This window comes from Halobacteriovorax marinus SJ (genome assembly GCF_000210915.2).
In the GTDB taxonomy this organism is placed as follows: domain Bacteria; phylum Bdellovibrionota; class Bacteriovoracia; order Bacteriovoracales; family Bacteriovoracaceae; genus Halobacteriovorax; species Halobacteriovorax marinus.
In genome coordinates, this window is sequence record NC_016620.1 from 1,470,905 (window position 1) to 1,490,841 (window position 19,937).

General features: G+C 37.2%; 15 protein-coding genes. 11 read left to right on the plus strand and 4 right to left on the minus strand.

All coding sequences use genetic code 11. From position 1 onward, the window contains the following. Window positions 1-49: 49 nt before the first annotated feature. Window positions 50-799, plus strand: a complete 750-nt coding sequence (locus BMS_RS07130) for a hypothetical protein (RefSeq protein ID WP_044557382.1) — start codon at window positions 50-52, stop codon at window positions 797-799. Here BMS_RS07130 and BMS_RS07135 read toward each other — a convergent pair. From BMS_RS07135 to BMS_RS07145, 3 genes are all read right to left on the minus strand, one after another. Continuing rightward, window positions 796-2,094: a dicarboxylate/amino acid:cation symporter gene (locus BMS_RS07135; protein WP_014244137.1), complete on the minus strand. Its 1,299-nt coding sequence runs from the start codon at window positions 2,092-2,094 to the stop codon at window positions 796-798. The genes BMS_RS07130 and BMS_RS07135 overlap by 4 nt on opposite strands. Window positions 2,095-2,189: 95 nt before the next feature. After that, the gene (locus BMS_RS07140; RefSeq protein ID WP_014244138.1) at window positions 2,190-4,499 is read right to left on the minus strand and encodes a fatty acid cis/trans isomerase; all 2,310 of its coding nucleotides are present in this window, start codon (window positions 4,497-4,499) and stop codon (window positions 2,190-2,192) included. 39 nt (window positions 4,500-4,538) lie between these two features. Beyond that, window positions 4,539-5,282, minus strand: coding sequence for a Stp1/IreP family PP2C-type Ser/Thr phosphatase (locus tag BMS_RS07145; protein ID WP_014244139.1), 744 nt, complete (start codon window positions 5,280-5,282; stop codon window positions 4,539-4,541). A gap of 224 nt (window positions 5,283-5,506) precedes the next feature. Between BMS_RS07145 and BMS_RS07150 the strand changes: the two genes are divergently transcribed. From BMS_RS07150 to BMS_RS07165, 4 genes are all read left to right on the plus strand, one after another. After that, complete coding sequence (locus tag BMS_RS07150) at window positions 5,507-7,570, plus strand: PrkA family serine protein kinase (protein ID WP_044557383.1); 2,064 nt, start codon at window positions 5,507-5,509, stop codon at window positions 7,568-7,570. Between the two features lie 54 nt (window positions 7,571-7,624). Further along, window positions 7,625-8,743 (plus strand): DUF444 family protein, encoded by a 1,119-nt coding sequence (locus tag BMS_RS07155; protein WP_014244141.1) that lies wholly within the window; start codon window positions 7,625-7,627, stop codon window positions 8,741-8,743. Beyond that, the gene (locus tag BMS_RS07160; protein WP_014244142.1) at window positions 8,743-10,257 is read left to right on the plus strand and encodes a SpoVR family protein; all 1,515 of its coding nucleotides are present in this window, start codon (window positions 8,743-8,745) and stop codon (window positions 10,255-10,257) included. The genes BMS_RS07155 and BMS_RS07160 overlap by 1 nt, the downstream gene beginning before the upstream one ends. Window positions 10,258-10,328: 71 nt before the next feature. Further along, entirely contained in the window at window positions 10,329-12,170 is a 1,842-nt protein-coding gene (locus tag BMS_RS07165; RefSeq protein WP_014244143.1) for a FecR family protein, read from the plus strand. Here BMS_RS07165 and BMS_RS07170 read toward each other — a convergent pair. Continuing rightward, window positions 12,167-13,585, minus strand: a complete 1,419-nt coding sequence (locus BMS_RS07170) for a tetratricopeptide repeat protein (RefSeq protein WP_014244144.1) — start codon at window positions 13,583-13,585, stop codon at window positions 12,167-12,169. The genes BMS_RS07165 and BMS_RS07170 overlap by 4 nt on opposite strands. 61 nt (window positions 13,586-13,646) lie before the next feature. On the opposite strand from BMS_RS07170, the gene BMS_RS07175 reads away from it, so the two are divergent. From BMS_RS07175 to BMS_RS07200, 6 genes are all read left to right on the plus strand, one after another. Beyond that, on the plus strand, window positions 13,647-15,338 hold the full coding sequence (locus BMS_RS07175; protein WP_014244145.1) for a hypothetical protein: 1,692 nt from the start codon (window positions 13,647-13,649) through the stop codon (window positions 15,336-15,338). A gap of 36 nt (window positions 15,339-15,374) precedes the next feature. After that, on the plus strand, window positions 15,375-16,403 hold the full coding sequence (locus BMS_RS07180) for an RNA polymerase factor sigma-32 (RefSeq protein WP_052590610.1): 1,029 nt from the start codon (window positions 15,375-15,377) through the stop codon (window positions 16,401-16,403). 80 nt (window positions 16,404-16,483) lie between these two features. Next, window positions 16,484-16,762: a 30S ribosomal protein S15 gene (rpsO, locus tag BMS_RS07185; RefSeq protein WP_014244147.1), complete on the plus strand. Its 279-nt coding sequence runs from the start codon at window positions 16,484-16,486 to the stop codon at window positions 16,760-16,762. 214 nt (window positions 16,763-16,976) lie between these two features. After that, window positions 16,977-19,106 carry a polyribonucleotide nucleotidyltransferase gene (gene pnp, locus BMS_RS07190; protein ID WP_014244148.1) on the plus strand — a complete coding sequence of 710 codons (2,130 nt, stop codon included), beginning with the start codon at window positions 16,977-16,979 and terminating at the stop codon, window positions 19,104-19,106. Window positions 19,107-19,169: 63 nt separating this feature from the next. After that, window positions 19,170-19,634: a dUTP diphosphatase gene (gene dut, locus BMS_RS07195; RefSeq protein WP_014244149.1), complete on the plus strand. Its 465-nt coding sequence runs from the start codon at window positions 19,170-19,172 to the stop codon at window positions 19,632-19,634. 15 nt (window positions 19,635-19,649) lie between these two features. Then, entirely contained in the window at window positions 19,650-19,934 is a 285-nt protein-coding gene (locus tag BMS_RS07200; RefSeq protein ID WP_014244150.1) for a polyhydroxyalkanoic acid system family protein, read from the plus strand. Window positions 19,935-19,937: the final 3 nt, after the last annotated feature.

Consider the following 19,937-nt stretch of genomic DNA (forward strand, 5'->3'; position numbering starts at 1 on the left):
TAAATAATAAGTTCATTTTTAGTGGGGACAAAGTGACCCGGAGGGATAGTTGAAAGAAGGATATGTTGACGTTTTAGCTCAAACCGTTGAGTGCTTTTTAAGCACTCATTCAAAGTACAGTCTAAATCGCTTGGCCAATAATTGTAGTGTTAGTGAGACAACTCTTAGAAGAATTGTTGCCAGGTCAATTAAATCCATGCCTAAAGTGACAACAACTCTCTCCCTTCTCTCCGAAATTCATGGGGTGCAAAGCTTACAGGAATTACTGCCAAAGATAGATATTAAACTTAGAAAGTACCTAGAGGAAGAATTAGACTTAAAGGTTATGACTGACGAGCAAAAGGAATTTAGATCTTCTTTACATGAAAAAGTTAAAGATCCAGTTTTCTTTCATGTTTTAGCTCTGGCGGGAACAAGTTGCGGTGTTAGAGAAGAGGTGGTTGAAGATCTTTTTGGGTTAGAGGGAATAAAAATACTTCTAAACTTATTTCAAGAAGATTATGTCCAAATGGAGAAGGGGCACTTTCATGCCTCAGAGAAGGGGATCGCTTTTCATCGCTCAATTATAAAACCAATAATCAATACGTCAGTTGAGTTTTTAGAAACAAAGGGGTCTTCTATAAAGACAAAGAATTTCTACTATCATTGGTCAGAATCATTGAATGAGAGTGGAATTGAGAAGCTGATTACTTTACAGAGAAATTTTTATAAAGAACTTAAGGACGCGCTGGCTGATCCCAAAAATCATGGAGATCAGCACTATTTCTTTTTTGGAGCAATAGATAGCTATAAATGCTAAGTGAGTTGAATATTTCTTCGCTCCATTGTCTTTTGTACAACGAGAGCTCCAATAATATCTCCTTCAACATTGACTGCTGTTCTGAAAGTATCTAATGGCTTTTCAATTACTAGTAGAATTCCAATGGCCTCAAGGGGGATACCTGCGGCCAGTAAGACCATTTGCATCCCAGACATTGAACCACTAGGCATTCCAGGTGCTCCAATACTTGAGATCATACTCATAAAGAAAATGGCAAAAATAGTAAAAGTTGTCAGCTCTACTCCATAGAGATGGGCCAAGAAAATCGCGGCAATACCTTCAAAGAGTGCCGTTCCATCCATATTCATTGTTGCACCAAGAGGGAAGACAAAACCACTGACGGCTTTTGAGACGCCTAGCTCTTCTTCACAGGTCTTCATTGTTACTGGAAGTGTTGCTGATGATGAGCTTGTTCCTAGTGCAATGAAGAGTGGGTTTGCAATTTTTCTAAAGAGAGTGATTGGGCCAATTCCACCAAATATTTTAGCGATAATTGGAAGGACGATCGCTCCATGGACAAGTGTCGCTCCAAAGACAACCGCTGCGAAGGCAAAGAGTTGCGTGAAGAGATCACCTGTGACTTTGAGTTTGAAATCAAAGACGATGGCAAAAATACCAATAGGACTTAACGTGATAAACCAACCTAAAATTGTTGTAAGTATTCTATTGATATCCTCGATTAAGAGAAAGAGCTGACTATCTGTTCTAAGCGAAGTGACCATGGCCAGCCCAATGAGAAGAGCGGCACAAACGAGACCGAGAATATTATTGGTCACAAGTGATTCGAGTGGATTCGTGAGCGATGTTTTTAGAATTTTATGAACAACTGTAATGATTGAATTATCTTTAGCATCAATCATCTTCTTTGGTTTCTTTGTATGGTAGTCTCCTCCGATACTTTGAGACTTTTGAACGTTGACTCTAACAGATGAGTTCTTCCAAGGGTGAATAAAGAAGACGACAGTTAGTCCAATAAGTATAGCGATAAGGGTTGTAGATACGTAGTAAGTAACAGCAATCCCTCCAAGCTTCTTTAATTTCCAAGCTTCTTTTATTCCAGCAAGTCCTCCTAGTAGTGAGAAGAAAATAAGCGGGGCCACTAACATTTTTAGAGACTGAATAAAGACGTCTTTAATTAGAAGGATTAACTTATAAAATTCTGGAGTATTTTCTGATGTGACCCATGTTGGATCGGCGAAAATGGCCGCAGACATATAGCCAAAGACACCAAAGATGGCGACCCAGACGGCCAAGTTTAATTTGATTTTTTTCACTTGTCTTCCTTAACAAATTTTTTGAATAACTCTAGTATACTCTAATTGAGATTAGAGCGCCATTGACTAATTTTCTGTCTAGGTACTAGTGCTATTTATGGATTATATCTATTTAGATCCAAAATTCCGGCACGGTAGTACTCAGTCTCCAAGTATTTCTCTTTTATCCAATCACTATAATGCCAAAAGTTCGGATTCGTTCTCCTTACACCATACTTTGCGATGAACTTAGTATATTCAAGAGGAGTCGTTATATTGGCCATATCTTCCATGAAGTGGTGAATCTTATCTCTTTCAAGTTCTATGAAGAGGTTAGGATATGATCCTTCCACTCCTTTTATGAGTGTGAGGGTATCATTTTCCTGATCAAGGGAGTCTCTTGTTCTGGCATCATTTAAAAAGAAACTTACGTACTTATATTCCTTATTATGAGTGATGGTATAGAGCTCATCTTCAACTTTTAAAAGTATAATTTCTGGAAAGTAGCTTAGAAACTTTCCTTTCAGATTGTCGAGCTTGGCCAGAGAGGGATTAAGCTTTTGCACTGTAGGCGCAATGGCCCTCTTCACTCTTTTTTGAAAGTAATTATGAAGCTCTTCAAATTTATCTTCTTTCTCAAGTCCGGTAACAAAGTTTGTATTGAGCCATTGACTAGGATTTTCTACAAAGAACTTTAAGTGATTTCTATTTCCACCATACCATTTCTTGTGCAATACTTTTCTATCTTCAGAAGGGAGAAAAGAGAGAAAGAGGTTCTCTCCTTCCATTCTTAAGAAGTCCATATAGAGTCTTGTCTTTAGTTGGTGAGCAACATTGCCATAGACATTAAAGCCAGCAACTAAGAGGTAGTGAATTCGCTCGAGGATTGGGTAGTCAATGACCCAAGCTGTCTCTGGAGTTTTTCCGTGAAGTCCCTCTCTAACAGAAGCACTGTCAAGGTGTCTAAAGATAGTGAGAGCAGCATTTCTATTGTGATTATCACCATCCCAGATGATCTTACTCGCTTCACTTATATGAGACTTCTTCGCATCCTTAAAGTGTTGACTTCGGGCCTCTAGGAATTTCTTTTGCTTCTTCCAAAACTCAGACCATATACTTAAAAACTCTATATCACTTTCTTCTGAGGCCGGTAGCTCCAATAGGTTTTTACTCTTGTTGATAAATTCATCGTTATTAGTGTCGATAGGAGAGTTGGGATCAGCGAAGTAAACCCAGAATCTATCTTCTATAACATTGAGTGCAATTTGCCCTCTACACACAGGTCCCTTGATGAAGCCTTCAATAAAGAATCTGGCATCGTCTAAGAGAAAGCTATACTTTGATTTAACTGGAATTTCTTTAAATACAATAAATGGATTAGAGGCCACTTCTGGGGCATACGAAGGAAATTCTGTGACTTTGAATTTCTTATCGTAGAAAAGCTCTTCATAGCGCTTTAGCTTCTTATAGTTTAGCTTATATAAATTGTGTGATTTCGCTACAATGCTCGGCTTATACAGTTTAAAGCGGTAGTAGAATTTAGTTTTAGGGTCATCATATGGTCTTAGCGCATCTATCTCATCAGGTTCACCATCTCTATTTGTAGCTCTTACAAGACGATAAAAAACTCTCTCTGGTGCTGTATCAAAGTGAATATGAGCAAGGAAAATATGCTCGTAGATATAGCGAGCAATAAGTTTCGATTTTAAGTCATTTTTATTAAAGAGATTTTCAAAGATCGCGATTAATTTCTTGGTCGCTTTTGACTCTACCTTTTTATCATGTCCTTTTGATCCTTGTGCTACCCAATGTGCGAGAGTTGAAAATTCACTCTTTGTTAAGTTTGGTAGAGCAAAGGGCATTCCCATATAGCTATGATCTTCAACAAAGTCTTCGAATTCATCGACTTGAACGCAGTACTGTTCTCTGTTTAAAGATGTATCGATTTGTGAAGAGATGAGTCCGGCCCTTGGTTGAGGAAACATTTCTTTTAATTGAAGAAATTTATAAATAAGCGAGTTGTCTAGGTTGGCATGTGGATCTGTAGAATCGTCACTTACTACGGGATGAAAGCCTTTTTTTCTCCAGGCCTGTGTTGACTTCGCATCAATATTTAGACGCGATGGTTTCATCGAAAGAATTCTTGAACCATCGTAAACTCTTTGTGGATTGGCCCCTCTTTGAATACCATCAATACTAGTGAGCTTTAACTGGCAAGGAGCATCGTAACAGCCGTGGCAGACGACACATCGATTATCTAAAATAGGTCGTACTTTTTTTTGATAGTCAATATGAGCTTCAGGCAGTGTTGCCATTGTATCAGCGTGAATGACTTCATTATTAGTAACAACAAATTGTTCCTTATTAGAAAGTGAACAAGATGCTAGAAGTAAAAGTGTACTTAAGATAGTGAGGATTTTTTTCATGCTGAAATTATAGGTTAAAATTTCAGCATGTAAAATAATTTACTGAGCGACTACGACAATTACAGAAATATTATCATTACCGCCGTTGGCATTGGCCTGGGCAACGAGTGTTGTTACCGTTTGTTGTACAGTTTCAGGAGTGGCCTTAGCTGGATCAGGAATATACTTATTAATTATGTAAACAATATCGGCATCGGAAACTTTTCCGTGTAGTCCGTCAGAGCAACTTAGAAAAATATCTCCCTTACTTACTTTATAAGAGAAAATATCTACTTCAACATCTGCTTCAAAACCTACTGTTCTAACCAGAACGTTTTTTTGTGGGTCATTAGCCGCTTGTTCTCTGTTATAGATTCCAAGATTTAATTTTTCTTGAACTAGTGAGTGATCTTTAGTGAGTTGAAATAATTTATTTCTATTCACTAGATAGGCCCTAGAGTCTCCGACATTTGAAATGTAGAGAGTGTCACCTTTAAAGTAAAAGCCAACAACTGTTGTACCCATACCTTGTAAGAGTTGGTCTTGATCTGATTTTTTCTTTATTTCATTATTTGCATAGACTACAGATTGGGAGAGAGCTTGTTTAGGGTCTTTGCCCATATTCTCTAGTAAGTGAGCTGGGATGAGATTAACTGCCATTTGTGAAGCAATATCTCCACCATTGTGTCCGCCCATTCCGTCGGCGACGACAAAAATATTTTTATCGGGATTTAAATAAATAGAGTCCTGATTTGTTTTCCTCTTTTGTCCAATGTCTGTTAATCCCGAAGAGATGAGACCCATTTTTCTTGCTCCTTAAAAAATATATTCTAAAATTTTCATTGATCCCATTATTTTTGTCAAATAAGAAGATTCTTCAATTTGTAGGTACTTGAGTAGTAGTGTCAGTTTAACACTGTGTAATTTTAGCCGAATTTTTTAATATTCTTCTTTCATTTAGAGCAAGTATAACGATATAATATTAATAAGAAATGGCCCCTTAATTTTTCTACGGATGGGAGTTGAATATGGCCCAAATTAATATCGCAAATTTCATGAAAGACAATTACAGAGTTGAAGACTTTACTCATTTAAATTGGAGTGGAGGATTTCAGGACTATGTAAATCTCGTTACCGAAGATCCTAAGATTGCTAGAAATGCATTCCAACGTGTTTATGACATGATTATGTCTTATGGAACTTCAAATTACACTGAGTATAAGAAAGATATCGTTAGATATCACTTCTTCGACGATCCTAATAATAATGGTAAAGATGCTGTTTTTGGGATTGATGTTCATTTAATGAAGTTAGTGAATTTCTTTAAAGCCGCTTCTTCAGGTTATGGTACAGAGAAAAGGGTTCTCTTACTTCATGGTCCTGTTGGTTCAGCTAAGTCTTCAATTTCAAGAAATTTAAAAAAGGGTATTGAACACTATTCTAAAACTGATGATGGAAGAATGTTTACTTTCGAGTGGTATGACGAAGATGAGTCAGATATCCTTGGTGGACAAAAAACATTTGCATCACCAATGCATGAAGAGCCACTGAAGCTTCTTCCATTGGATGTGAGAAAAGAATTTCTTGCTGAAATTAATAAGGGAAGAAAGGACGGAGATATTAAAGTAACAGTAAAGGGTGAAGTTAACCCAGCTGATAGATTTATTCTCAATGCTTATCTTCAAAAATATGATGGTGATTGGACGAAGGTTATTGATAATCACGTAAGAATAAAGAGATTGATTCTTTCAGAGAAAGATAGAATTGGAATTGGAACTTTCCAACCAAAAGATGAGAAGAACCAAGATTCAACTGAGTTAACTGGTGATATCAATTATAGAAAAATTGCTCAGTACGGATCTGACTCTGATCCAAGGGCCTTTAACTTTGATGGTGAATTTAATATCTCAAATAGAGGGATTGTTGAATTTATCGAGATGTTAAAGCTTGACGTTGCTTTCTTGTACGATCTCTTAGGTGCTTCACAAGAGCACTCAATTAAGCCAAAGAAATTTGCTCAAACAGATATCGACGAAGTTATTCTAGGTCATACAAATGAGCCTGAATTTAGAAAGCTTCAAAATAATGAATTCATGGAAGCCCTAAGGGATAGAACAGTTAAGATTGACGTTCCTTATATTACAAGACTTAGTAATGAAGTTAAAATCTATGAAAGAGATTTTAATGCAGAAAAGATTCCTCATGTACATATCGCGCCTCACACTTTAGAGATGGCCGCTATGTGGGCAGTTCTAACAAGATTAGAAGAACCAAAGAAAGCTGATCTTGCAAAAATTCAAAAGTTAAAACTATACAATGGTAAGACATTGCCTGGTTATAACGAAGAGAATGTGAAAGAGCTTAGAAAAGAAGCTGTAAGAGAAGGTCTTGAAGGAATCTCTCCAAGATATATTCAAGATAAGCTTTCAAATGCGCTTGTTAAGTACGGTCATACTGGTTCACTAAATCCATTCATGGTCTTTAATGAATTAGAGTCTGGTCTTAAGCACCACGGACTTATCAATAGTGCTGACCAGCTAGATCATTATAAAGAGATGTTAGCAGTAACGAGACAAGAGTATGAAGACATTGTAAAGAATGATGTTCAAAAAGCAATTTGTCTTGATGAGAGTGCAATTGAAACTCTATGTGCTAATTATATTGACAACGTTAAGGCCTATACTCAAAAAGAAAAAGTTAGAAATAAGTATACTAATAAGCTTGAAGACTCTGATGAGAGATTCATGAGAAGTATCGAAGAGAAGATTGATATTGCTGAGTCGAGAAAGGATGACTTTAGACGTGAGATCATGAACTACATCGGTGCTCTAGCAATTGAAGGTAAGACTTTTGATTTTAAAATGAATGAAAGACTTCATAGAGCTCTTGAGCTTAAATTATTTGAAGATCAAAAAGACTCAATTAAGCTATCAAGTATCGTATCTAAGGTTGTGGATAAAGAGACTCAAGAGAAAATTGAGGTTATTAAATCTCGTCTTATCAAGAGTTATGGTTACTGTGAAATTTCAGCTACTGATGCTCTAAACTATGTTGCAAGTATTTTTGCAAAGGGCGACTCGGCTAAGTCATAGCACAATGGCGAGCACTAGATTCAGTGCTCGCTCTTACTCCCCAAAGGAGACCTAATGGATCATCCAGTCAAAAGAGATCATGCACGGTTTAGAAAAATTATTAAAGGCCGTATTCGTGACAATTTAAAGAAATATGTATCGGGTGGAGAGATGCCTATCCCAAAAGGGAAGGGTGTCTTCAAAGTTCCTATGCCACAAATCGAGACTCCAAGATTTAAGTTTGGGGATAAGCAACAAGGTGGGACTGGTCAAGGTGATGGACAACCAGGTGATCCGGTAGATGGTCAACAAGGTGAAGATGGGCAACCAGGTCAAGGTGAAGCCGGAGATAATGAAGGTAATAAAGAGCTTGAGGTTGAACTAAGTGTTGAGGAATTAGCATCAATCCTTGGTGAGGAGTTAGAGCTTCCAAATATTGAACCCAAGGGAAAGAAGAGTTTAGAGTCAACAACTAATAAATACTCTTCGATTGGAACAGTTGGGCCTGATTCTTTAAAGCACTATAAGAGATCTTATAGAGAGGCCTTAAAGAGACAAGTTGCTACGGGAACTTATGATAGTAAGAACCCAGTTATTATTCCAATTAAAAGTGATATGCGCTTTAGAAGTTCCAATACAACTGTAGAGTATGAAAATTCAGCTGTTGTTATTTATATGATGGACGTCTCAGGCTCTATGGGTGATGAACAAAAAGAGATAGTGAGAACGGAGAGTTTTTGGATTAATCTTTGGTTAAAGTCTCAGTACAAAGATATTGAGATTCGCTATATCATTCACGACGCTACAGCTAAGGAAGTTGAAGAAGAAGTTTTCTTTAAGACTAGAGAAAGTGGTGGAACGCTTATTTCTTCAGCTCTTAAATTATGTAGAGAAATTATTCAAACTGATTACAACTCTAGTGAGTGGAATATTTATCCATTCCATTTCTCAGACGGTGATAATTGGTCAACAGATGATACGAAGCTATGTCTTGATATTTTAGATAAAGATATTCTGCCAAATTCCAATGTCTTTTGTTACGGTCAAGTAGAGAGTCGCTATGGTTCGGGACAATTCTATAAGGATCTGCACGCTAAATACGGTACAGATAACGAGGGAGTCATTCTTTCAAAGATAAAGAATAAAGATGCTATTTTAGATTCCATAAAAGAGTTCTTAGGAAAGGGTAAATAATGAATAGATCAAAACCTATTCAAGGTGAATTATTAAGACTAAAAGAAGAAATCGAGCAATATGCAATTGACTATGGTCTCACTTATTATCCAGTTGTTTTTGAAGTTTGTAATTACGACACAATTTGTATTTTAGCTGCTCAGGGTGGTTTCCCGTCTCGTTACCCACACTGGCGATTTGGTATGGAGTACGATCAACTCTCGAAAGGTAATATCTATGGCTTTCAGAAAATTTATGAATTGGTGATTAATACAGATCCTTGCTATGCCTACTTATTAAGTTCAAATAGAATAGTCGATCAAAAACTCGTTATGGCCCATGTCTATGGTCACGCTGACTTCTTTAAGAATAATGCTTGGTTTAGAACAACTGATAAGAGAATGATGGATGTGATGGCCAATCATGGTACTAAGATTAGAAAGTACATGAATAAGTATGGCCAAGATAGAGTTGAGGCATTTATTGATGCTGTTAACTCGCTTGAGAATCTCTTAGATGTAAATGTTCTCTTTGAAACTGCAGAAGTGGTAAGAAAGAGAGAGGAGCTAGAGAGAACTGCCCAGGAAGAAGAGTTAAGAGAAGATGACGATGACGTAAGATCAAAAGTTCTTAGATCATATATGAAGTCTAAAGAAAAGGGCGAATACTCTGCTGAGGAAGTCGTTGTTCCAAACGATAAGTATGACTTTAAAAAGATCGATGAGAACGTTAAAGGAACTCGCGATATAATGAAGTTTCTTATGCAGAATGCTCCGATTGAAGAGTGGCAATCAGATATCATTGGTTGTCTGCGTGAAGAAGCCTATTACTTCCTACCACAGAGAATGACAAAGATTATGAATGAGGGCTGGGCCAGTTATTGGCACTCCAAAATCATGACTAATAACGCTCTAAAGTCTTCTGAGATTATTGACTTTGCCGATGTTCACTCTGGTGTAATGGCAATGAGTCCTCAGAGTATTAATCCGTATAAAATTGGTATTGAGCTATTTAGAGATATCGAGCACCGCTGGGATACGGGTAAGTTTGGAAAAGAGTATCTTGAGTGTACTGATATGAATAAGAAAGAGTCGTGGGATATGAAGTTAGGGCTTGGAAGAGAGAAAATCTTTGAAGTTAGAAAAAGTCACAACGATATAACTTTCTTAGATGAATACTTTACCGAGGAATTCTGTCAGAGACAGCAAATCTTTACTTATAAATTCAATCCTAGAACTGGTCGTAATGAAATTGAAACGAGAGACTTTAAGGCCATCAAGGCGAAGCTCTTACAACAATTAACGAATTTTGGTCAGCCGTTAATAGAGATTGAATCGAGTAATTATAATAATAGGGGAGAGATGTTACTTCGCCATGTTCACCAAGGTGTTGATCTCGACTTAAGTTTCGCTGCAGATACGATGAAGAATATTTTTATGATTTGGAAGAGACCTGTTAATATTGCGACTGTTACTGAAGAAAAAGAATATATCTATGTCTATGACGGTGAGAGTTTCAAGCCAGTTAAAAATTAATCTTTGTTGACGATAATCTATGTTTAGAGGAAAATAGTTTTAAATTAACTTTTTCCTCGGAACATCTAATTATGCACAAAATTATTTTTTGTATCTTATTTCTATCTTTAAATTTCAAAACTCTTGCTAAGGTTAATATTGCCTCTGTTTCAAAAATTCGAGGCAATGTAAGTGTTCTTTCTCCAGGTGATCACAAGGCCCACAGATTAAAGTTAAATGATCAACTAGCTGAAGATGCTTCAGTTGTGACCTATAAGAATTCATTTGTGCGAATTGTTTTTAAAGATGGTTCATCTGCGTCTCTTGGGCCAATGAGTAAGCTGATCGTAACTAAAATGGACGAAAAAGGGGAGGGCATTATAACTCTCTTAAAAGGTCAGTTGCGATCAAAAGTAAGTAGGTCTACTGAAAATAAAAAGAAGCATAAATTCTTAGTTCGAACAAAGAGTGCAGCCCTCGGTGTAAGAGGTACAGAATTTCAGACTATTTATAATCCCTCTAATAATATAACGAATCTTCTAACTTATGAGGGAGAGGTCGCTATTAGTAAAGGTGAGCATAGAGTTCTAGCAGGGAGAAGTTATGAAGAGAGAGCGTCAGCACTTTCATCTAATAAACTTAGTCGCAGTCAAAAGCATAGATTAAAGAATAAGCTAACTAATGTCGTTGAGAACTCTTTAAACTCAGAGAAGGCAGTTGTAGTTAAGGGTGGGCAGTTTTCAAGCTCTATTGGTGGTGTTAAGTCGGCAACCCTTCCTGTAAATATCTCTCCAACTCAGCTCAATATTCTCTATGCCAATGCCGATCTTGTTGAGAATCAAAGTGCAAGTGACGCGGTAGCTATTGTAGATGATTCTAAGCCAAGTACTTTAAAGATTGTACAACAGGATGCACCTAAAGAAGGACTCTACGATAAGAGCTCTTCTAAATATGCTCAAAAATCTGGGGGCTTTATTGATATTAAGTCTGGACTCTATATTCCTCCTGCTAAGGATTCAGAATTCTCTCACACAAAGAAGACATATATCGCAAAGAATGTTGGAGGTATCGATCCAGTGACTGGTCAATATATTGCTCCAAAGGGTCTTGCTCTTGATGCTGAGAGAGGTTTTGTCTCTAAAGATAGTGGTTCTGACGAACAGAGAAAGAGATCCCTTGCTCAAGCAAAGGCATTGAATGATGTTATTGAAAAAGATGTTGTCATTAAGAATCATGAATATGAAAAACCAGTTAGAGTTTATTCACAGCTAGAGCTCTTTACTAAAGACTCTATCTCTGTGCAGTTAAGTTCTATCTCAAATAAGATTGAGCACTCAAATAGCAATACAACTGCCAATAAAGTTTTTGAAGAGAGTGGAAAGGGGTTAAGCGTTGGATGGAATCATTCTTCAAGCGGTAAGTGGCAGCCAGTTACTAATTTTCACTTTAAAAATATTCGCTTCTCTTCAACTGAGTTGACTCCTTTTTCACAGGGGAGTTCAAATCTATTTGGAGTTGATATAGGGATGAGAAGATACCTTTCGGAGAGGTTTAATTTTAGCGCTCTATTAAGATTACATCAAAACTTCTATACAGCAGCTTCAGAGGCCCTTGTCTACAGACTACAGAAGTCTACTTTCACTAATCTTGAGATCGGTGGACAATTCTTTATTATCAAGTCAAAGCGCTATGATATAGATATTTCGCTGGCCTATGCATTTGCTCCAAGTAAGACAGCAAGAGATGTAGAAATTGAAAGCTCTTCTATGCTCTCTATTGGTGGAGGGTTTAGATATTGGGCCAATGACTTTCTTTGGTTAAAGCTAAATGCTCTAAGCCAAAGTACAAGTTATGATATTAAGTCTTCACACTATACAGCTACAGATGACAACTCAATGTTTAATCTTGGGTTAGAGATTGGGTTTGTTCTTTAGTTTTCTTCACCGGGAGTAATTCGAACGAGCTCACTATCGAGCTCTTCGATATCTCTTTGATCTATTGTTGGTATCTCCTGAATAGGAGTAACTTCCTGAGCACTCTTTAAGTTTTCTATGAAGTTATTTTGAGTGACTTGCACTTCTTCGTCTCTATCAATTGTTTGACCAAGGTTTTCCCACATTATAGATTGCATAAGTGTCCAGCATGCTATGGCGTCCATTGCCCTACATGCGATATTGGAGTATTCAATCATTTGCTTTTGATTCTTGATTCTCATGGCGTTGTAGTACATCATTTGGTTTAGCTCAAAGGGAAGCTTTTCTTTATACTGAATATTTAGAATATCGAGATATTTCTGTGTCTCTAAGAATTTATCTTGTCTCATTTTAAAGAGAGTTTTTAGAGTTGTTTTCTTTCTCTCTGGAAGGTTCTTTTTTATGAGTCTGTCTAATAACTTATTTCCTTCCTCCCATTGTCCGAGAATCCAGACTAAGGGAAGAGATCTCTCTATAGCGTTTAGAGAGTTTTTCTTTTTTTGAAGTGCTAATTTATAGTGTCCAAAAGCTAATTCGTATTTCTTCCTCGCAAGGTTGTAATTACCTTTCATATTCTCAGAGTTAGGAGTTTCAATATCTTCAATGAAGCTCATTGCCTTTTCTTCATCACCGCTTCTAAAGTAGAGGAGTCCAATAAGCTCTCTCGTTCTCTTAGACATGTAATAACTCTCTGGCATTGATTTAATAAGGTTTAATACAAGATATTCTTTATTTAAGTAAATTCCAGTCTTAATCCAAATTCTAAAAAAATCTTGATTTTGTAAAACGTATTGAGTATCGGCAAATGAGCTGCCTTTGAATGTTTCTTCTCTATCGAATTTTAAATTGAAGAGGGTGTCGAGCCAATAGTGATCAGTTTGTGAGTATCTAAGAGTCACTCGATCACAACCATCGAACTCGCGGTAGAGACCTTCGTTCTTATTTAAGGCCATCATATTTATAATTTTTAATATACATGTTTTAGTATAGTGTTTGTTTTCATTTAGGTTCACTGAGTTGAGCGCCTCAAGTGAGGATTCATACTCGTCATTGATGAAGTGAATGATAGCGAGATATCTTGCTTTTATGTAAGTAATGGTTCTATTTTTACTATCTAGCCTATCTAAGTAGTACTTCGCTGCCTCGACATCGCCGCCAATAATTAATTGTTTTACTTTTCTTAGAGTTGATAGATCTGCTTTTCTCGATTTGATGAGATTTCTTCTATTGAGTTCATCTACTTCAATATCGTCGAGTAGACCCCAGTCGGTATCTAATTCTTTGAGCTTAGACATATCTACAATTGCCGGAGTACTTTGGGCAAGTACTTTGAGGTTGTGGGCAAATAGAATACTCAGGATTATTAATATTTTCATATACTTAATTTTTCGGAGTATTTACCGATATCTTTATAAAGATTTCCAAAATAGGTGTTTTATGATCAGGGAATGGATCATTTTTCTTATATTCACTTTAAACTTCAGCGCTAGTGCTCTTGTGCCATTAGAAAGTATTCTTCTAGGAGACTTTGAAGAAAAGTACTCTAAGGAGTCTGCTGATCCCTTTGATTATTTATTTTTACAAAAAGTTGAGTTGCCTGGAAAGATGTCTGAGAAAAGAGATCTTACGATATATAGAGGTTACTATGAAGAGGCGATAAATCTTCAAAAGTCGTGTCGAGAAGACTATCAATTGGCCTATCCGACACCTTGGCAAGAAGATCAGGTGAAGAGAAGTCTCTTCGCTACTCTTCAATATATTGGTTTAGATATCACGATAAGGGCCATTCCAAAGTACGCTAAATATTTCGAGTTTTCTAGAGATGAGTATACTAACTTAGTTGACGGACTTGTAGGGAATTACTGTTCTAAGAATTTGAGCTTGATTAGTTTAAAGCAACTTAAGAGAAATCTCTTTAGTAAATTTGATAATGAAAATAATTTTAAACTTCCTGATATCTCTGAGAACTCTCTGTTTCCTAAGAGTGTAGCAACTCTTGCAACTCAAGATGATATTAAAGAGCGAGAGTTTTCTAAAACCCTTGAACTCTTTAAGACTTTTTGCAGTTGGGGTGGAGATATAGATAATTTAAGACTGATGGTACCACTTATTAAAAGTCCAATAATCTATGCGCAGCTAATAAGGCAATTAACAAATGAAAAGTTGGAGTGGAATAAGAACTCTCGAAATGTTTTTAAGATTAAGAACTCAAGTACTGTTCAAGTTCTTTGTGAGGGGCTAATTTGTAGAAAGACTGATGCTAATGAATTCTATAAGAAGTTTCCAACTTCTGTTGGGCATAAGTCCTACGATGATGATCTCTCAAGACTATATTGTAAGGAAGTCAGAGATTACGAATATAAAATTGCAGGGCAGGCACCTAAGATAGCAAAGAAAATTAAGACAATGTCCTTTGATGAAGAGAACCTTCTCATTTCGCAGTTCATAGCCTTGCAGACTGGAATGCCCGCTCTCTTTATACGTGCAAATAACTACTCTAGAGGAAAGGAATTTCTAAGGGCCAGTGTTGATAAGTCATGGGATCAGTGGGCCATGAATCAGATCGATAAATTTAAAGGCGAGGTCTATTACGAAGAGCCTCTAAGTGTTGAACTCGTAGATCGCGCTCTCTATTACAGAAATTTCTTACCTGATTTTAAAGTACACTTTGATGTGAACCTTGGTGAATTAGATAGGACAAATCAAATTGTTGGAAAACTTTCGACAAAGTTTAACCTTAATTTTTCAAGAAAATTTATTCGCTGGGCAAGAAATGAATGGATTAATTTAGATCCAAGAGATCAAAAGAGAAAAGATGAGCTCTTCCATAAAATGAAGCTTCGAATTGAACCAGTCGTTGAGAATATTAGATCAAAATTTCCTTATCCTCCTTGGGATGGAAGATTAGATATTATTATTAGAGATGAAATCTTAGAACAAATCTCAAAGTATCGTGGCAATCACTTTGATCAAGATGAAGCGGGTATGATCAATATCCCTGTCTATATCAATTTTGCACCTTACGCCTTAAAGTATCTGCGCTATGAATATAATGTTGAGCAGAATCAAAAGAAATCTAAGCGCGATGAGAAATTGTTTAAGTTAAATAGTATGGAAGTTAAAAAGTAGTTATGTTAGAGTTTGCCAAACTTTAATGGTCGAAATATGTCAGAAAATAAAAAAGATAAAAAGCACAGCGATACAGTTGTTGAGGTACTAAGTACTGAAGATCTTCTTTCAGAAAATGAGAGTAAGACGCTTGCAGATATTGAGATCTCCTTAAAAAAATCTAATGAAGATGCCCAAGACCTTCTTCCCGCACTAACGAGTTCTAAAGATCTCGTTAAGTATGATAGTAAAATTGGTGATCCTCTTACGGCATATCTTAGAGAGATATCCAAGTATGAGCTTCTAACTATTGAAGAGGAGAGAGAGCTGACTCAGAAGTTAGTTGAGACAGGTGATATCGAAGTTGCTAAGAAATTAGTGGCCGCCAACTTAAGGTTAGTCGTTAAAATTGCCATGGAGTATAGAAGTTCATTTCAAAATGTTATGGACCTTATTCAAGAAGGAAATATTGGTCTCATGAAGGCCGTCTCAAAATATGATCCAGATAAAGGCGCTAAGCTTTCGTACTATGCGAGCTGGTGGATAAAGTCCTATATCTTAAAGTATATTCTCGATAATTTTCGCTTGGTTAAGATTGGAACAACTAATGAGCAGAAGAAACTCTTCTATAATCTCATGAAAGAGAAAGATCGCTTGGCCAAGCAGGGGATAGAACCAGATCATAAATTGCTCTCTGAGAACCTTGGGGTTTCTGAAAAGGCAGTTGCACTTATGGATGGGCGAATGTCTAGCTCGGGTGGAGAACTAAGTTTAGAGACACCACTTGGACATGACTCTGGCTCGGGTGTACTTTCGGATATTCTTGTAGATCAGGATGAGAGTGATATTTCTGAAAAAATTGCAGATGCTCAAGGGCTTGAGATTCTCCAAGAAAATCTTAGAGACTTTGTTTCAGGACTTAAAGAGAGAGATAGAGATATCTTTAAAAAACGGTTACTTAGCGAAGTTCCTCCCTCCCTTCAAAATATTGCAGATGAATACGGTGTGTCACGAGAGAGAATACGCCAGATCGAAGAGCGACTCCTAAAGAATTTAAAGGTTTACATGTCTGAGTTTATTAGATAAAGTGCGCCCATAAGTTTATATCCTCTTACTCGGTTGCAATAATAACATTGCTACTTGGTTTTAGGTGATTTGGAGATTTTATGCTTACAACTGAACAAAAGAAAAACATTGTTGCTGAATTCGGAGCTGAATTTGGTAAAGGTGAGAAAGACTCTGGAAATGCTGCTGTACAAGTTGCACTTCTTACTCACAACATCAACGGTCTTAAAGAACACTTTAACAAGCACATCCATGACTACCACTCAAACCGTGGTCTTCTAAAGATGATTGGTCAAAGAAAGGCCCTTTTAAAGTACGTTCAGAAGAAGAACGCTGATCAGTACCAGAGCTTAATTAAGAAGCTTGGTCTAAGAAAGTAATTAAAAAAGGGGAACTATTTGTTCCCCTTTTCTTTTTTTGGGCCTAAAATATAGAAAACCCTGGATGGAAATAAAGCGCAAGGAAATTAGAGGATATTTGAAGTATTGGCGCTAACTTAAGAATCATTATTTGAAATATCTTTTAAATTCCCTCTTTATTGAAATCCTTAACATTTATAACTTATTGGCAAACGCTAATAGGTAAGGAGAAAATATGTTAAACGATAAGAAAGTTTATTCGTTGAACTATGGTGGCAAAGAAGTCACTGTTGAAACGGGTCGTCTTGCTAAACAAGCTGACGGTTCAGTTCTAGTATCATGTAATGGAACTCAAGTTCTTGTTACAGTTTGTTCTGCTCACGAAGTAAAAGATGGGCAAGATTTCTTCCCACTACTTGTTGAGTACACTGAGAAGTTTTACTCTGCAGGTAAGTTTGTAGGTGGATTCTTAAAGAGAGAAGGTCGTCCTTCAACTTCTGAAACATTAAACGCAAGACTAATTGATAGACCTCTTAGACCTCTATTCCCAGAAGGGTATATGTTTGACACTGTTGTTTCATGTAACGTTCTTTCATACTCTGATGAAGGTGATGCTGAAGTTCTAGCAGGTTTAGGTGCTTCTGCTGCATTAACTATTTCTGATATTCCATTCAATGGTCCAATCGGTACATGTAAAGTTGGTAGAGTAGATGGAAAGCTTGTTCTTAACCCATCTCACTCTCAGTGGGCAGAGTCTGATCTTGAGATCGCTGTAGCTGCTTCCGCTGATGCCATTCTTATGGTTGAAGGTGAAGCGAAGGTCGTTCCTGAGAAAGAAGTTCTTGAAGCGATTTACTTTGGTCACGACAATATCAAAGAATACGTTAAGCTCATGGAGCAAATGAGAAGTGAAATTGGTAGACCAAAGAGAGAGTTTGTCTCAGCGGCAGCTAATGAAACAATGATGAGTAAAATGAGAAGTGACTTCGCTAGTGGAGCGAGAAACTGTATTTCTATCGATGATAAAATGGATAGACAAAGAGCTGTTAAGGCACTTGAGAAAGAAGTTAAGAATGCAATGAGCGAAGCGCCTGAGGCCTTCGGACTTACTGCTGATGATAGCTTTGGAAAAGAAGCATACAAAGGTGTAGATGAGCTTCTCTATGAAATGATGAGAGGAGATATTCTAAACGAAGAAAAGCGTATTGCTGGAAGAGGAATGACTGAAGTTAGAGAGATCGAAACTGAAGCAAACCTACTTGAGCACGTACACGGTTCTTCACTTTTCACTAGAGGTGAAACTCAGGTTATGGCCGCTGTAACAATCGGTGGTAAGCACGGTGAGAAGATGGAAGATTCTATCAGAGGAACTGAGTTCCAAAAATTCTACTTACACTATAATTTCCCTCCATTCTCTGTTGGTGAGGCGAGAGGTGTAAGAGGTGTAGGACGTCGTGAACTTGGTCACGGTAACCTTGCTGAAAGAGCTGTTAAGGCAGTTATGCCATCTGAAGAAGAATTTGCTTATACAACAAGAGTCGTATGTGAAGTTATGGAGTCTAATGGTTCTTCTTCAATGGGATCTGTTTGTTCTGCTTCAATGGCACTAATGGATGCTGGTGTTCCTATTTCTAATCCAGTTGCAGGTATTGCGATGGGGCTAATTACTGACGGTGAGAGATTTAAAGTTCTAACTGATATCCTTGGTGACGAAGATCACCTTGGTGATATGGACTTTAAAGTTGCAGGTACAGTTGACGGTATCACTGCAATTCAAATGGATATTAAGATTACAGGTCTTACTCGTGAGATCGTTGAAAAATCTATTGAGCAAGCTAGAGAAGGTAGACTTCATATTCTAGGTGAGATGGCGAAGACAATCTCAACTAAGAGAGCTGAGTTCAAAGATGGTGTACCAAGAATTGTTACTGTTCAAATCCCAGTTGATAAGATCGGTGCTCTTATTGGTCCAGGTGGTAAGAATATTAAGAAACTTCAAGAAGACTTTGATGTTACTGTGGAAATTACAGAAGAAGGACTTGTTAAAGTTCTTGGAACTGACACTGATATCCTCAATAACTGTGTAGCTTCAATCGATCTTCAAATCAATGGTCCAGAAGTAGGATCTATTTACGAAGCTGTTGTTGTTACAATCAAAGAGTACGGTGCATTCGTAGATATTATCCCTGGTGTTTCTGGTCTTGTTCACGTTTCTGAGCTTTCTGATGAAAGAGTTAAAGACGTAAGCGAGTACCTAAGTGAAGGTGATAAGGTTTCAGTAAAAGTTGTTGAAGTTGATAGAATGGGAAGACTCAAGCTATCTGCCAAAGCTGTGAAGCCAGTAGAGAAGAAAGCTGATAAATAAGAATAAATTATTTATGCATAACTAGGGGACGTAACTTACGTCCCCTTTTTATTGGAGAGAGATATGGTTCAGAAAATTGAGCTTAAAGTTAAGAAGCTAGAACACTTTGATAGCGAGCTTCCCCTTCCTAGCTATGAGACAGCGGGTGCTGCAGGCGCAGATCTAAGGGCATCAATGCCAAATAAAGAGACTTTAGTGATTCCTGCCGGTAAGAGGGTTCTTGTCCCAACTGGGCTTAGCTACGAGATTCCAGAAGGTTATGAAGTTCAAGTTCGTCCTAGATCGGGAATGAGTCTTAAGACAAATTTATTGATTGTAAACAGTCCAGGGACGATTGACTGTGACTACCGTGGAGAGATAAAGATAATCATTGGAAATTTCGGTGATGATGAGGCCCATATTGAGCATGGGGATAGAATTGCTCAGATGGTGATTGCTCCGGTAACTCAAGCTACAATAGTAGAAACAACATCTTTATCAGAAACTGAAAGGGGCCAAGGCGGGTTTGGCTCAACAGGTAAGAAATAATTCAGGGAGTGAAAAATGGATTTGTCTGTTAATTATAATAAGGCTACAAGTAAGAGCGAAGCTTATGAGCTTGCGAAAGCACAGATCACGCCAGAGTATGTAGATAAGTTTAATGTAAAAGCTGATATCTCATATAATGAAGCTGCTCATTCGATGGAAGCTACGGGAAAAGGATTTACTCTTTCTCTGAAGTTTGAAGATGATAGGTGTGATGTCTCATTGAAGCTTTCAATGTTATTAAAACCTCTTAAGAAGAAAATCTTAGGAACAATTGAAAAGAAGTTAGAAAAAAACGTTTAGAGG